Consider the following 16,354-nt stretch of genomic DNA (forward strand, 5'->3'; position numbering starts at 1 on the left):
TCGCTCCGTCAGCTTCGTTTGATATCCTGTGCATACTCAGAATCCGGGTCAACTCTATGGAGAGTCCCGTCAGAACGGTAGGTTAATTCAGTATATTTGATACAACGTTTGTAATCAACGCCCCCGGATAAGGAGCAATCATGGTAGAACAAATACCAACTACCGCGAAATTCTACGATTGAATGATGCGTTGTCCACCCGAGCACAGGCGGTAATAACGTTCCTTGAAAGGTATACGGCCCCTCCGGTCGATCCCCAATTGCATACACCAGCTTGTGCGTTGTTCCAGTGGAGTAAGACAAATAGTATTTACCCTCATATTTATGAATCCAGGGTCCTTCAAAATATCGACGTTCCTCATCGCCCGCTGTGAGCGGGTTGCCTGCCTCATCTAAGATAACAATCTCATGAGCCTCGAAATTCAATGCAAGCATATCTCCGCTCAGCTTGGCTATTTGGGGTCCAAGGGCAGGCGCATCTGGAAGCGGTCCCTCTGCATCTTCAACAAAACGTCCGGTCTGCCATTTCTCCAACTGCCCTCCCCACAGTCCACCAAACACAATGTAGGCTTGCTCATCATCATCGATAAAGACAGCAGGGTCGATACTGAAGGTACCCTCAATATAGTTCTCCTCGGCTTTGAAGGGACCCGATGGAGACATCGAGGTCGCCACCCCAATTCGAAATATGCCCTCATGATCTCTTGCCGGGAAAAATAGATAATATTGTCCATCCTTATACGCCGCATCCGGCGCCCACATTTGGCGGGATGCCCAGGCCACGTCCCTGACATGCAATACCTCGCCGTGATCCATGACGGGGGAGTTGAAGTCAGTCATGGACAATACATGATAATCCTCCATCTTATACTGATCTCCGTTGTCATTCGTCTCACCCTCATGATCCAAATCATGTGAGGGATAAATATAAATTCGATCCTCAAACACATGGGCTGAAGGATCAGCGGTATAGATATGAGTTACTAAAGGCTGATGGGGCTTGGGTTGATTTGTCATTTACGGGTATCTCCTCTTCACTTCACTTGATAATCAAACCAATCGAAGCTTGCCGGCGACCTGCTTGAGCGACCATTTCCCGTTGCATATAATCCAACGACTACACCTGTGAAGCACATATGCCGGACAAAGTCCTCAGGGGACAAGGCTCTTGCTTCGCCAGTCGCTATGTGGTTCCAACTATCCTGACCCTCCGAATACTGCAAGGCGTATTCTTGCCCTAACGCATCAATTCGCAGCAGAATGGACGTAGATTGCAGCTCTGCTTCATACACGATCTGCGACTGACCACGTACGGTGAGACGAGCTATAAGCAGAAGCCGGTTCGCGGAATGGAGGATTCCAATTTCATAATGAGCATCCTCATCCCTGCGTACGCACAATCCGGCCTCCTCCCCCTCTACAACGGGTGCAAATGACATGGACGTAATAAAGCTTGCCTTCATATGCTGTTGTCTACGGCCTGCAAAGGTGATTGGTTCCAGATTGCTAAGCGTGCCAGCCTGTCCGTAGAGCGTCAATCCCTTATGCTCTGTATTCAAGGAATTATGGCCGCTACCAGGATTGCGTATAAATATCCACGCCGGCCCAAGGCATTCCCCCTCGAAATGGTCACGGCCTATGGCCCCAGGCGGCAAGGTAGGCTGGGACGGTTCCGCCCCCTTGTGTGACACGACCATATTTAAATCTGCGGTTCCTTCATTGTTATCAATCTGCGGCCATCCGTCCTGCCAGAGGACAGGAGACAGAAAGGTTTCCCTTCCCAGCACGCTATAGTTACCCTCTAGCCAACGCACTCCAAGAAACACAGCCCACCAGTTACCGTCCAGGTCTTCAATTAAATCGGCGTGGCCCAAACATTGCATAGGATGATCCAGATCGTTATGCGTCAATATCGGATTAGGATTCAGCTCAAAGGGGCCGTAAGGAGAATGACTGCGTCCAATGATTTCGCGATGCTCCTTACCCGTTCCGCCAGAAGCAGACATCATGTAATACATCCCGTTGATATGATATAAATGCGGTCCTTCAATCCAAGGACCTCCGTCTCCCCTCCACACTACCTGCGGTTCGCATTTCGCCTCACCGGTAACGATGTCAATTTCATACTGGATAATATGAGATTCCTCATCGGCTCCTTGCTGAACCGTTACGTAAGCGGTGCCGTCATCATCAAAAAATAAAGAAGGATCAATTCCCCCATAGGGTACGAGGATGGGATCCGACCAAGGCCCGGCTGGATCTGTGGCTGTCACATAGAAGTTGCCGATTCCGCCCACATCGGTTGTAATCATATAAAATGTACCGTCATGATAACGTAGCGTAGGCGCATAAATGCCCGTTGAGCTTCTTCTGGAGGTCATATCAAGCTGGCTGACCCGATCCAGCACATGTCCGATTTGCTCCCAATGAATCAGATCCCTGCTTCGAAATATCGGCACCGCAGGGAAATATTCAAAGGAACTGCATACCAGATAGAAATCTTCTCCCGCCCTGGTTACACTAGGATCAGGATAGAATCCAGGGAGAATGGGATTGGAGTAATGAATCATTCTTTGACACTCCCTACATTTAGTCCAACGACAAAATATTTCTGCATGAACGGATAGACCATGAGAATCGGAACGGAAGCCACAATCGTAATGGCCGCTCGAATGGAAATCGGCGTGACCTGGGTCATATGCTCCATCCCTACACCGTTAGCCACGGCAGGGTTGCTATTTGCATTCATGCTCGATGAGAGCAGCTTCATCAATTCGTATTGCAACGTGCTCAGTTCCTGTCTTGAGGAGGTATAGAGAAAGGCATCAAACCAGGAGTTCCATGCACCAACGGCTACAAATAAGGCAATCGTAGCGAGCACAGGCTTGCAGAGCGGGAAAATAAGTCTCCAGAAAATTTTAAAGTCCCCAGCTCCATCAATTCTGGCCGACTCCACCAAGCTTTCGGAAATCGTGCCAATATAGGTCCGAATGACGATCAGATTAAAGGCACTGATCATGGATGGCAACACATAGACCAGAAAATTATTAAGCAAATGCAGGTCTTTCATCAAGAAGTACCCGGGAATGAGGCCTGCATTAAAGTACATCGTAAGTACGAATATAGCGGTAATTGGCTTGCGGAAGATGTATTCCCGACGGCTAATCGCATAAGCCAGCATCGTCGTGAGGAAGATATTTAATATGGTTGACAGTACCGTACGCGCCACCGAGATCAGAAAGGCATCATAGATCGTTCCCGAAGCGAATACCGCCTTATAATTTTGTAACGTGAATTGCCTTGGCCATAAATACAACCCGCCCCGAATCGTGTCATTACCCGCATTAAACGAAACAACGATCGTATTAAGGAACGGATACAGGGTCACAATGACCAGCATAATCATGAATACCGTATTAAATGTGTGAAATACGAGCGGCTCGACGGCTCCTTGTCTTCTCCTCATAACAACCTCTCCTCCCCTAACCGCTTGGCGGTCCAGTTGGCGAGCAGCAGCATGGTGATACTGACAAAGGTTTTGAAGATCCCCCCAGCGGTAGCCAGAGAATAGTTACCCTGCGCAATACCGTATTTGAGGACAAAAATATCAATCGTTTCCGACCAATCCACAATCAATCCGTTGCCCAGCAAATATTGGACTTCGAAGCCGGCCTCCAGAATATGACCAATGGACATGATTAATAAAATAACAATCGTCGGCCGAATCCCGGGTAGCGTAATGCTCCACATTTTATGATAGCGGTTCGCCCCGTCAATATCGGCAGCTTCGTATAAGGCGGGATCAATGGAGGACATCGCGGCCAGGTAAATAATTGTATTCCAGCCGACCTCTTTCCACACATGGGAAGCCCCCACTACCCCCCAGAAATACTTGCCTTCGCTGAGCCATATGATAGGCTTATCAATCAGATTCAGCTTCATTAGCAAATCATTAATAATGCCGTCGGAAGCAAGTGAAGTAGCCACAATTCCTGTGACAATAATCCATGACAGAAAATGCGGCAGATAAGAGATTGTCTGGACGGTTCTCTTCCAGAACGTCTTCTTGATTTCATTAAGCAGTAAAGCCAAAATAATGGCCGTGGCAAAACCCAAGACCAGATTAATAATACTCATAGCCAGCGTATTACGCAGTACTCGCATAAAATTATCATCGGTAAACAGAAATTGAAAGTGCTTGAATCCCACCCAGGTCTGCTCACCGAAGCTTCTTGCAGGCTTGTAATCCTGAAAGGCCATAGTCCAGCCCCAGACCGGTACATAAGCAAACAGAATAATGTAAGCGAGCAGCGGCACAGACATATATATAAGCTGTCTCTGTTCCTTCACTGTATTCCAGGACCACCGTCGTCTCTGTCGCTTCACCGGCGGCTTCAGGGGTCTTGCTTCTGTTACAATCTCCTCCATGATATCGATCTCCCTATCCATCCTTAGATTGAGGGGAAGGGAGTGTCATTCTCCCTTCCCCCGGCCAAGCGCGTTTATTTTACGGTCCAGTTGTCGATTCTCCACTTCAATACTTCATTAATCCGGTCCTCATAGGCCTTGATATCCAGCTTCTGAATTTCAGATACATATTCCTTCCAGGTGGCTTCAAATTCTGTTGTCGTAGCCAATATCGCTTTGGGCAAGTATTTTGTAGATAATTCGTTCAGCTTGGTGTTGGCTATCTTGGCTGGGGAACCCTCGACCAAATCGACAGACCAGGCAGGATAATAGATCGGATTCTCAGGAGGCGGACTAAAGAAATCAACATAGCTATTGAATCCGTAGGCGTCCAACACTTCCTTATCAAAAGGCTTCAGGCTGGCTTGATATTCCTCGGGCTGGTTGCTGGCTGCCGTGGCATTGCCGTCACTGAAATACCCTTCAATTTTAGGAGCGGTTCCATAATAAGCATCGGCTTTATTAGCCAGCTTCCATGTCGCATCGGAAGCATTGTCGCGTTGTTCTTGCGTTTTGATGAATCGGCCTTCTTCATTGACCTGGTAATCTTCTCCTTCAACTCCCCAAGTCAACAGCTTCTGCCAGTCCTCCTCAATCAGCTTATCAAGCACCTTGATAATTTTGACAGGGTCCTTGGCATTTACCGTGATGCCAAACCCGTTATTCAGGTTGAGGGATGGACGATCCCGGTAGTAATCCTTGGTGCTGAGATCATATACCAGCGGTAAGCCTACATAGGTCCGCTCCAGCTTATCCTGTGTCTTCAGCGAATCTACTGCACTGCCAAAGTTCCAATGTTGGTCGAACATCCCCAGGACCGCGCCACTTGAGAGCTTCGCCATGTACTGGTCGTAGTTCTGAGTGAAGGCTTCCTTATCCAAGAGGCCCTGAGCGTTGACTTCATTCAACTTCTGGTAATAGTCCTTGGCATAATCCTTGTCGGCAAAAATTTCGCCTACGCCATCATTCACCACTACCCCGCCATCATTGGGATGACCGATTAAATGCTGCGGAGGATTAAGCAATCCCCAGTTCTTCCAGTCATAGTTCAATATCTCAAATCCGATCGTTGGCTGCCCGTCAATGGTCGGATACTTCTCCTTGTACTTGGCAATCAACTCGAAATATTCATCCAACGTCTTTGGAGTTGGGTAGTTAAATTCCTTAAGTACGGCCTTCTGAATCCAGAATGCCGGTCCGCTGTAGTAAGTGTCGGACACCTCACTGTTATAAGCGCCATAGTTCGGCAAGTAGTAGATATGCCCATCATTAGGGTCCTTCATCTGGTTCCAATACTTCTCGAAATGCTTCTTGAGGTTAGGAGCATGTTGTTCAATAATATCTTCTAGCGGAATCACCGCTCCAGCTGCTGTCAGCTTGGTATCTGCGGTGATCATATCCGGATAATCCGCACCGGCAATCATGACGCCAAGCTTCTGGTTCTTGTCCCCTGCGAGAAATTCAAATTTGAAGGTAACGCCAAGCTCATCCTTGATTTTCTTGTAAATTTTGTTGTCTGCGGTCGGCTGCTGCCCCGCTTCTCCCAAGAACACAGAGATTTCAAACGGTTGTTCCGGTCCAACCTCGCTGCCTCCAGCATTGTTGGTCGTACCCGCATCTGTCCCCTTCGTATTGCCGCCCGAGCAGCCGGCAACAGTAACGCTCAAGGCCAGCAACAGCACAGCTCCGAACCGAAGCAGCACTCTTTTTCTGTCCCCCATAAAGCACCTCCAGAATGATTATTTTCTAAAAAATGAAAGCCCTTTCATGAAGCTGATTTCATTATAAGATTGTTATAGGGGCAGGAACTACATGCGAATTATAGCTATATCCTTGCAAATCTTAGGTTTTCTTGTATTCGTTAGGCGACATACCCAGACGCTTCTCAAATTGCTGCAGAAAATATTGATAACTGGTGTAGCCGACCATCTCCGCAATCTCACTATTTTTATACCGATGGCTCCGAAGCAGGCGACTGGCCTCTTCTATTCGCAAATTATGAAGGAACTCATGAAAATTCACTCCGTTCTTACGCATCAGTAACTGTCCAAGATAGGCCGGATGAAGGAAAAATCGCTCTGCCAGCATTTTAATTGTCAATCTCTCGCGGAAATGCGACTCCATATATTCGTTAATGTCCTGAACAATTCCTTGTGCCCCCGCTACCGTCTCCTGCAGCAACCAATCGAAGCATGCACGGCCGCAGGAGCGCAGCATTCCAATCAATTCATCGAAGTTCAATCCCTCATTCAGATTCGGTATATCGAATAAGCGATGCGAAGGCCCTGCGGCCTGTTCCATTTGCCCGCTCATATACATGCTGATCTCATGAAGGAGATAGATTATAAATTTACGAGCCTCATCCGGATAAATGCTTGCTTCACGAAAGGCTTGATCTATGGAATTCACGATCTCCTCATAATCGGCAGCATCAAGCACCCGAAGTGAATCGAGCACCCGCTCCAGCAGGTCTGCTTGCTGATAATAGCTTTGAAATTCGCCTTCCTTCACGTCAGCATAATGAATAATCTTGTTCCTCCCCGACTCATAGAAGGTATGCATCAAAGCATCTGCTGCCGCTCTGTAAGAAGCCCCAATCTCCATTAGTGAAGCTACCCGTTTGCCTACACCTATGGATACACATGCATGAAAACCCGCCAGGTGGCGGGCTATAGCCTCAATGCGGTCCTCTGACTGCCCTTCCTGGTGTTCGTACGAGCCGAATACAAGACAGAAAACATGAGGCCGTAGTTGAGCCAGATACATGGGAGTGCCTTCACGTTCACTTGCAGATTCGGCAACCATCGATCTGAGGCGCATAAGTTCCTTTTCCCGCCCCTGAACCAGACACACATTCCAATATGTGGCCAGCAATGATAGAGACTCCAGCTCCTCTCTGTCAGGCTGGGACAATACACTTCCTGTCAGCAATTCCTGAATTAGCAGTGTTTCCTTCTCCCGCCGAGCCGCCTTGGAAATCTGAAGCTTGGCCTGCTCCTCCCTAAGCTCCTGCTGAATAGCCTGAATCTCCAGGTAAGTCTGCTCCTCATCAAGGGGCTTTAACAAATACCGGGACACTCTGCATTTCAGCGCTTTGCGTGCATATTCAAAGTCGCTATAGCCTGTTAGAATTACAAATTTGGTATCTTGTCTTCCGGCCTTGCGCCAGGCTTGAATCATCTCCAGGCCGTCCATCACCGGCATATGAATATCCACCATGACAAGATCAGGCTCCAACTCCTCCATCAGCTTCAAGCCTTGCGCCCCATTGCCACAGGTACCACATACATCAAAGCCAAGTCCCTCCCAGTCAATCCACAACTGTAGCCCCTCCAGTGCCCATGGCTCATCGTCAATCAGCAGCACCTTAAACGCCATGGTTATACCCTCCTTCTGTTCCCTGCCGTTCAAGCAGATGTAAGGGGATTTTGAATGATATCTGCGTGCCTTGTCTCGCCTGACTGGCTACATTAAATTGAACCTTATCGTCATAATACAGCTCCAGACGTCGGTAGACATTACGAATGCCAATACTGCTTCCACCAGGCTCCTCTGTACTGCGCATATGATATAACACTTCCTGCAACTGTTCCTTTTCCATCCCCTTACCGTTATCCGCGATTAATATGCTCAAATACTCGCCGATCACTTCGGCACGAATGGTCACGATCCCCAAGCCTTCAATCGCTTGTATGCCATGCTTACAGGCATTTTCAGCAAGTTGCTGAATGCTCAGCTTTGGTATTTTATACTGGCGAGCTTCCTCGCTGACCTTGATATGATATTCGAATTTGTCCCGGAAACGAAACTTCTCAATCCCCAGGTACATTACGGTAAAGCTCATCTCTTCTTCTAGCGAAACCAAATCGTCCTTCCAGTTCAATAAACGACGTAGTAATTTGGATAAGTCCTTAATAATATCTTTTACGTCGACATAATTATTTTTGGTGCTTACCACTAGCAGGGCGTTCAGCGTGTTGAACAGAAAATGCGGATTCATTTGACTTTGCAGCAAATTAAGCTCCGCCCGAATGCGCTCCGTTTCCTGACTTCTCTGCTGAATTTCCAGCTTATAGACGTTGTTGATTAACGAATGAATTTGCGTTGTCATCATATTGAAGTTGCCAATCAGTTGACCAATCTCATCCCGACCTCCATCCATTTCAAGCAGATCGAACTTCTCGTTCCTCACCTTCTGCATCTGTCTGGATAGACGCTTCACCCTGTCATTGTAGGAGCGCAGCATCACATACATGAACACAGAGGTCAGCAAGGTGATGATGCTTGCCAGCATACCGAAATAAAGGCGCATATCGAGCATCGCTTGCTTGACCCGTGTTCCCTGCGGAACACCGATGAGCTTCCAGCCCTTCACATAGCTGGCATTGCCGATAGGAACCATATGTAAATCCTTATCCGCTGCCCCGGTACTATCAAACAAGGCATAATCCGCATCGCCTTCTCCTTGATAGCGATCATCCGTGGATACAATAACCTGTCCCAACTCATTTACTAGATATAGATCAAGATAGTGACGCTCCCTCGCAATGACATCATAGAAGCGACTTAAGTAGAAATCGATCCGCACCAGTTTCTGAAAGGAATGATCTCCCTGATAATCATCCATTCGCTCAATAATGCTAAGGTAAGAGGAAGTGGCCGCGGAATTGTTCACGGACCTGGCCCGGTAGGCCGACACTTTCACAGAGCCTTTGAAGGTTTGCCATTGCTGGTACCAGCTACTTGACCGTACGGATGGATCTAATAGATAGTAATCTCCGCCGGACACGATGCTGGGATTGTCGGTATAAATGCCAATCCGCTGGATCTGATTGTTGACGGGAATATAGGAGGTGACCCGATGCCGTAATTGTTCGTCGAAGGTATTATAGAAATCTAACGGACTTTCATAGACACGGTCCATCGCTTCGGACAACAATTTATCCGTAATCAGGGCATGACTGACCGACATTCCTCCATCAATCATGCTATGAATATCCTTTCTTGCCCGCTCTAGTGAAATTTGTAGATTCTGCTCCTCCCGCTCCCGAATCAGTTCGGACATCCGGTCCATGAACAGATAACTGATGACCATTAGAGGCAGCAAAATGCCGATGATGTAAATCAACATCAGCTTGTAATTGAGTGGAATATCATTAACGATACTGCGGAACCGGACTCTTCTCATGTTGGCTACACCCCACCCCTCCGTGCCGTTCATGTCTAGCTGTGTTCTAAGCCTTGTTTCACTTCACTGCTGCTTCCTGTAAACAGAAGGAGCCGCACCTGTCATTCGCTTGAACTGACTTACAAAATAGTCGGCATTGGGATAACCGGAATACGCAGCAACTTCGGCAATGCTCATACGGGTCTGCCGCAGCAATCTCTTGGCTTCTTCCACTCGCTTGTCATTTAAATATTCGCGGAAAGTTCGACCTGTCTGCTGCTTGAAGACCTGCCCCATATAATTGGGATTCATATGGAATCTGCGGGCCAGGTCTTGCAACTGAAGCCTTGTACGGAATTCCTGATCTACATACCGAACCACTTGGAAGATAGTATTTGCCTCACTACGTTTGCGTTGCTCTCCGAGTACTTCCACACTCTTCATACACAATCCGTTGGCATATCTGCGCAGTTCCTCATATCCAAGCCCTTCAGTAAACACACCAGGCTCTGGCTGCAGGCTTTCAGCGAATTGATCAGCATTCCCTCCCCAAATCTTAAGTTGCTTAAAAATCTCCATCTCCAGCGCAAGCAGTTGAATACGGATATACTCCATATCCCTGGCAGGTCGTCTGGAAGATGGCGCGGTCAGCAAGGCGTCCATTGCCGGTTCAAGACCGGCCTGGTCCTCCGAACTCAGGATGTTCATCAAGACAGTCAAAGCGCGCTTATTCACGCTTCTCGCCTCGTCATTCTCCCTGACACCATTCCGCTTCGTCTTGCCTCCACCCTTATCTTCAAATTTCTGTTCCAGCGCGAGTATCGCTTGTTGATAAGCGCTCCTTAAGGCGAGCACACCTCCCTCTGCATACCCCACTGCCGTCATTATGGCAGGGTCTTCAGAGCCTTGCTCAATCATGCGTCTGCCCAAGTCTTCAAGTTGATCCAGAGCGTAAGAATCCTCGCCGGCGATCAGAACTTCTCTTCCTTCAAAATGAGCACATCTCTCCGGCAAAAACGATTGCATTTGCTCCTTAACCAGACCATGCCAGCGTCTCTCTTCAAACTTGGTATCTATCAGCAGGCAAGCAACCTTCTCATGGCTCTCGATCTGGAGCCACCTTGCAGCTTCATAAGCTAGTTCCCGATGATTTTCCCCTTGCAGCAAGCGATGAATCAGCCCCTTTCCATACAAGGAGCGTTCAAGAAGTAGGCGTTCCGCAGCGACCTGCTCATTCAGAATAGTTCTTTTCACTTGCTCTAATACCAGTTCAATCTCATCTTCATCAATTGGTTTGAGGAGATAATCCTCCACTCGCTGCTCAAGTGCTGTCTTCGCATATTCAAAATTATCGTAGCCGCTCAGAATGACAAACCGGGGGGGCTTACTCAGTTCCTGATGGGAGCGGTCAATCAATTCAAGACCCCCGACGGAGGGCATATGGAGATCAGTAAATACTAAATCAGGCTGCAAGCGCTCCATCAGTGACCAGGCCAAATGCCCATTAGCCGCCTCCCCGCAAACCTGGAACCCATGCTTGTTCCAGTTGACGATCGTGCGCAATCCTTCCAGTACCCATGGCTCATCGTCCACAAGCAATACGTTCATCATGCTGATCCCTCCTTCACTTATAGAGGTTGTTCAAAAAGTCACCTTCCCAGAACGAAGTAGTTCAAGGAGTGAACTCGACATCGAATCTTGAATTCACCCGGGCCTTCCGTTGCTCACGTACCCACTACGTACGCTCCGCTACTCAGTCCCTGGCTTCATCCAACCTTCTTGGTCCTGTAAACTCGACTTTTTGAACACGCACTTATAGTAGCTTTCCGGCGGGCCAAAATAGGAGGATGGAAGAGAATGTTTCGATACTGTTAGCTTCTGTAGCACCAATCCCGCATCCAGTACATAAACGCGCAGGGTATGCAAGCCAGACGTAAGCACATGCTGCGTTCCATGGGTATGAACATTGTTTAGCACTGCTTGCTCCCAATGGTGCGATTCACCAGCCACAAATTCCGCAGGTAGTAGTTGGGCGATGACCGGCTCGTTATCATCCAGTCCTATAGCATAAGGAAGCTGCCCCTGCTTTGTTAGCGGGTTTGTAGGAGCGGCATGAACAATAACTGTATGAATGCCCTCTTCTGCCACCCACAGGCGATATTCCAAATAAGGAGCCTCCTGATACCGCTCATATCGTAACGTTGTCGGGAATAGCTTCACGGCGGATAACGAACGTCCATATTTCTGAATCACTTCAAAATGAGCGTCTTGCCTGCCATTCCGATCGCAGGTATGCTCAGCTTCCATGACAATCACACCGTTCGTCTCAACAAAGGTCATAGGAGGAAGCGAATCGGTAGATATAATCCGGGCTTCAACGGTAATTCTAACCGTCTGCAGGCTGGACTTGGACTGCTGACCGTAAGTAATCACAATCTCTCCAGCCAGAGGAGCCTTGACCTGCTCCCAGTCCAGGGACACATAAAGGTCCTCTCCCTGCAAGGGACTTCCCTGCTGCCGCTCAAGCCTGATCCAGTCAGCGCTTGGCTGCACACGGTAATCCAGCACCTGTCTCCCGCCATGGCTAATCGTCACGCGATAGCGTTCCTTCTGAACATTGGTGAACGTCGGTAACGCCAGTGTTCCTGAGCTGAATCCACCACTAGTTCCTTCCACGTCAACGATAATCGAGGCTTCCTCCTGGGGCTCAACAGAGCGGTAGGCCGGATACTGCCAGCCTTCGTCGTTCCAGTGCACGTAGCCAATATGTGCAGAAGACATCATTCCACTCCATTTTCCACCAGATAACTCATGGTTGTATTGCTGCTGGAGTTGCTTATCTCGGAATATCGCTGCCTCTATTAAGTCAGCATAGTGATTGGATAGTAGGCTGGGAGGCGTAAAGCTGCTGTATTTCTGATGAAGTGCGGCGTAAATTTGCATTTTTTTGACATTGGCGCTAGCGACTGCGGGATAGTACACCAACTGATAATAGGCATCCCTGTGAGGTTCGCTAATCATGTTATAATAGACCCCGGCTTGTCGCTCCAGTTCCAGCGCCTCGGCAAGCACTCGCTGCCCCTCATCATAGTGAGACACGCTATAGGTGTCTGCATAAGTAACCTCTGGCTTGCGCTGACCGTTCATTCTAGTATAGTTCTCCAGCACCTCCGCAATGCCGACTAACGCTTCCTCTGCAACAGTATGAGCGAACTGCTGCTCCACCCATTCCCGAAGGAATTCCCCCGTACGATTGGGCTTTGTCGTTCCCCATGCTTCAAAATCATAGGCTAACTCCATAAAATAAGAGAGCGGCAGCTCCATTGGCTTCAAATCACCCACGTTCACGATCCAAAGGTCTTTGATGCCATAATCATAAGCTAGCGACATCTGCTCCCATACCTTCTCAAGAGGAACCGTGTTCACCCATTCATAGGAATTCGGAGCCCCATGATAGTCAAAATGATAATAAATTCCCCACCCAGCCTTGCGATCTCGCAGTCCTTCCTCCGGCAACTTCCTCATATTGCCGAAATTATCATCTGACATGATGATGGTGACATCATCCAGCACGTCCCAGTCCTGTAACCCCTGCACCTCTTCTGTTCCATACCAGAACGCCTCAACTTCCTTATAGATCGTCAACGCCTGTGGCGCACACTCCAGCCCATGTCTGCGCAGCAATTCCTTCTGCGTCAGGATAATTTCCTTCAAACGTTGAATATTCTCCTCTAAAGTACCTCCGAGAGCAGAGTCCTGCTCCCCGCGCATGCCCAGCGTAATGACATTGGCGAAGGGCTTATTACGAACCACGCCATCCTCCCAAAAATTCGTAATGGCTTCTTGGTTATCTGAGTAATCCCATAAGCCATGTTCACCATAAAAATGATGCGTCTTCTTCCATTCCTCTCCGGCCCTGCACATGGGCTCATGATGCGAGGTCCCCATTACGATTCCATATTCCTCGGCCAGTTCGGCATTAGCCAGTGGATGACTTAAGCCGTCTTCACTGAATACCGCACTCCACATGGCCGGCCACAAATAATTGCCCTTCAGTCGCAGTAATAACTCGAATACCTGTTCATACATACGCTCACTAAATCCGCCGCAATGGTCTCTGGACCAGGAACCTAGCGATGGCCATTCGTCATTCAGGAAGAAACCTCTGTAACGGATCGACGGCTCCTTCGAGACGAATTCCACTTGTTCCTTCGTGAAGATTAGCTCTGACTGCTTCTTCGGGTATACATCTGCCCAATAGACCCAAGGGCTGACGCCAATTAGTCTGGAGATGTGATACAAGCCATACAGTGTCCCCCGCTTCTCGCTGCCTGCAATCACGATCCCCTGATCAAGCTCGGGGCATGGATTCTCTATAACCGAAATGATGAAGCTCTCCCGGCGGCTTCGCAATGCAGTCACTTCAAGCCGACCTTCCGCGATTAAGGAATCAAGGATATCATTATGTCCGATGGTCCCTGCTATCACCGCGGTCTTGCTCAGTTGCGTTCTGTCGGTAATAAGCTGCGGCATGACATCCGTAACAAGCTGAATATCTTGTGCCAGTGAGGAGGAAACACGCCTGATTCCGGCATAATCCTGACCTTGCTCATATATATAAATGGGGATTGCCTGACCCTGCTGAACAAGAACAACAGCTTCTGCCACATTTGTATTAACATCGTTCATCATCCTAGCTCCTTTTACCTATTTTAGATAGCGCTTTCATGATATCTCCTGCTTCAGCCACAGTACTAAATCCAAGCTATATCAGTTGAACTAAGAAAAGGCATAACAAGTAAGCGAGAAAAATGATTCTGAAGAAGGTCAAAGCTTTCTGCAAGAAAGCTGCATCGGAAGCCTACGCTTGTTCGCCTTTGTGAATGGATTTCTACCCTATAAGAATTTATTAAATAAGAGAAATCCATGAGCAACAGCGATCGTAAGAACATTTTCTCGTCTGCTTCTTTGCGTTAAATATAAGTTCAACTTATATAGCTCACTCATATCCGAAGCCCAGCACAGTAAAATGCTTATGCTCATCTCCCTTCGCCATGCGAATAATCACCGTATGTTCCCGGCTCTCCTGTTCGTTGTACACTAACACGGGATTGCAGTGGGTCCAGCCATTTGCATGGGGGTCCAGCCTTTTGACATATTGCCCATCCACCCATAGATCTGCGCACCCAAATTCAGTTGAGCCCGAATCCTTAAAAATGAAGATAAGACGTTTGCTAGAGAGCCTGAGGCAAAATTCTGGCCTTCCAAGCGTCGGTTCATACATCCAATTATGCGGAAATTGAGCGCTACGGTAGGCATGAGCATCCATTTCTACCATCTGCATATCTGTATCCACTCCTGTAAAACCACCCGGTTCAATTTCAGCTATGCATTCCGGCTGAGCACGATCCAGTAGCTTGAGATGAACAAAGTCATGACCAATCACCGGCGTCTTGCCCATAACCGCCTCCCCCTCATCCCACGGGGCAGCATCCGTTACGCGGAGCAATTTATCCAGACAATCCGCCATCACGTGGTGTCCATCATTAGTGGGATGGTAGATATCATAGAAAAATTGCCGTTTGGAGATGATATTCCCTGCTGCTTTTGTAAGCCCGAACTGCTGGACGAGGGCATCCTTGACACTCACCATCGGGAAATCATAATGCCAACCGACAGGTGCCAAGCGTTCCTGCAAATTCCAGTCATCGGCAAATACGCTGAACAATAAGATGACCGCCGGGTTGCCTGGACCATGCCAGGCTTTTAACGCTAAACTCTCAAAGCAATTTCCCTCCGTCTCATCCCCCGCATCATTGACGGCAAACTCGATGACTACGATATCCGGGGCAACCTGCCCCTCTCGAAGCACATCTCGTTCATACCGGACCACGCCCAGCTCCGAGGAGGTCCCGCCTACCCCTGCCTTAATCAGTTGAATGTCCGCCTCGCCAGCGGGGCTAAATCTGTGCTTGAATCGCTCACAGGCTTGATAGGCGTAACATTGTTCGTGAATCGGGACAGCACCTGCTCCTTGTGTAATGGAACCGCCAATGAAGGCCAGCGTGACCTTATCGCCTCGTTTTGCCTTTTGGATGGCGGCCTTGAGTCGTCGGTTATGCCCTGAGTTGAGGAGGGAGTTGCCGATCATCTCAAGGTAAGCCTCTGATCCAAAGGCGACTGGCGCCTCTGGAGAAGTTACGGGAATCTGAAAGCCCTCATGCAAATAAAAAATAACACTAACCATAGCCCTTTCCCCAGGCTGAGCGAATAGAAAGGCAAAGCTGCCGGGTACATCATCATCTGCCCCCCACTCCACCTCTTCCATCCTGATCAGCGTCTCAGACCCGTCTGCTGGACAGGTCAGCTCAATCCGGGTTCCAGACTCGTATTTGCTCGTATGACCCAAATTCTGATACACGAATTGCACTGGGCTAGCCGGAGATTGCTCAGCCTTTACCGTAACGCCAATACTGTGCACCAGGCGACGCACACCCTCACAGTCCTGCAGCAGGCGGAGGATGTCCTCGTCAACGACCCCACCCATATATCGCGCTTTATCTACTAATCTCCCATCTAAATAAATCTCATGAGAGAATGTCCCATCCGGCCTAGATGTGCCCTCCACCCTGTTCTCGTACATGACGTAAAAGCTGCTGCGCCGGACGTCGGGATCTTTTGGCGCCTTAGGCCCCTCGTTCATTCTTTTCTTCCTCCCCAT

At 48.7% G+C, this 16,354-nt stretch carries 10 protein-coding genes; all 10 read right to left on the minus strand.

Annotated elements, in window-relative coordinates; all coding sequences use genetic code 11:
• Window positions 1-8: 8 nt before the first annotated feature.
• Window positions 9-1,016, minus strand: a complete 1,008-nt coding sequence (locus BN3279_RS20095) for a glycoside hydrolase family 43 protein (RefSeq protein WP_059053344.1) — start codon at window positions 1,014-1,016, stop codon at window positions 9-11.
• Between the two features lie 17 nt (window positions 1,017-1,033).
• On the minus strand, window positions 1,034-2,569 hold the full coding sequence (locus BN3279_RS20100) for a glycoside hydrolase family 43 protein (RefSeq protein ID WP_059053346.1): 1,536 nt from the start codon (window positions 2,567-2,569) through the stop codon (window positions 1,034-1,036).
• Window positions 2,566-3,465, minus strand: a complete 900-nt coding sequence (locus BN3279_RS20105; RefSeq protein ID WP_059053348.1) for a carbohydrate ABC transporter permease — start codon at window positions 3,463-3,465, stop codon at window positions 2,566-2,568. Before BN3279_RS20105 ends, BN3279_RS20100 begins: the two co-directional genes overlap by 4 nt.
• Window positions 3,462-4,322 (minus strand): ABC transporter permease, encoded by an 861-nt coding sequence (locus tag BN3279_RS20110; protein WP_392396886.1) that lies wholly within the window; start codon window positions 4,320-4,322, stop codon window positions 3,462-3,464. Before BN3279_RS20110 ends, BN3279_RS20105 begins: the two co-directional genes overlap by 4 nt.
• Window positions 4,323-4,501: 179 nt before the next feature.
• Window positions 4,502-6,187 (minus strand): type 2 periplasmic-binding domain-containing protein, encoded by a 1,686-nt coding sequence (locus BN3279_RS20115; RefSeq protein ID WP_059053351.1) that lies wholly within the window; start codon window positions 6,185-6,187, stop codon window positions 4,502-4,504.
• Between the two features lie 121 nt (window positions 6,188-6,308).
• Window positions 6,309-7,844 (minus strand): response regulator, encoded by a 1,536-nt coding sequence (locus BN3279_RS20120; RefSeq protein ID WP_059053354.1) that lies wholly within the window; start codon window positions 7,842-7,844, stop codon window positions 6,309-6,311.
• A complete protein-coding gene (locus tag BN3279_RS20125; RefSeq protein WP_059053356.1) occupies window positions 7,834-9,654 on the minus strand; it encodes a sensor histidine kinase in 1,821 nt (606 codons plus the stop codon). Before BN3279_RS20125 ends, BN3279_RS20120 begins: the two co-directional genes overlap by 11 nt.
• Before the next feature lie 63 nt (window positions 9,655-9,717).
• Window positions 9,718-11,244, minus strand: a complete 1,527-nt coding sequence (locus BN3279_RS20130) for a helix-turn-helix domain-containing protein (protein WP_059053358.1) — start codon at window positions 11,242-11,244, stop codon at window positions 9,718-9,720.
• A 138-nt stretch (window positions 11,245-11,382) separates the two neighbouring features.
• The gene (locus BN3279_RS20135; RefSeq protein WP_059053360.1) at window positions 11,383-14,322 is read right to left on the minus strand and encodes a glycosyl hydrolase 115 family protein; all 2,940 of its coding nucleotides are present in this window, start codon (window positions 14,320-14,322) and stop codon (window positions 11,383-11,385) included.
• 310 nt (window positions 14,323-14,632) lie between these two features.
• Entirely contained in the window at window positions 14,633-16,336 is a 1,704-nt protein-coding gene (locus tag BN3279_RS20140; protein WP_059053362.1) for an SGNH/GDSL hydrolase family protein, read from the minus strand.
• Window positions 16,337-16,354 lie beyond the last annotated feature (18 nt).

This window comes from Paenibacillus senegalimassiliensis, assembly GCF_001486585.1.
GTDB classification, from domain to species: domain Bacteria; phylum Bacillota; class Bacilli; order Paenibacillales; family Paenibacillaceae; genus Fontibacillus; species Fontibacillus senegalimassiliensis.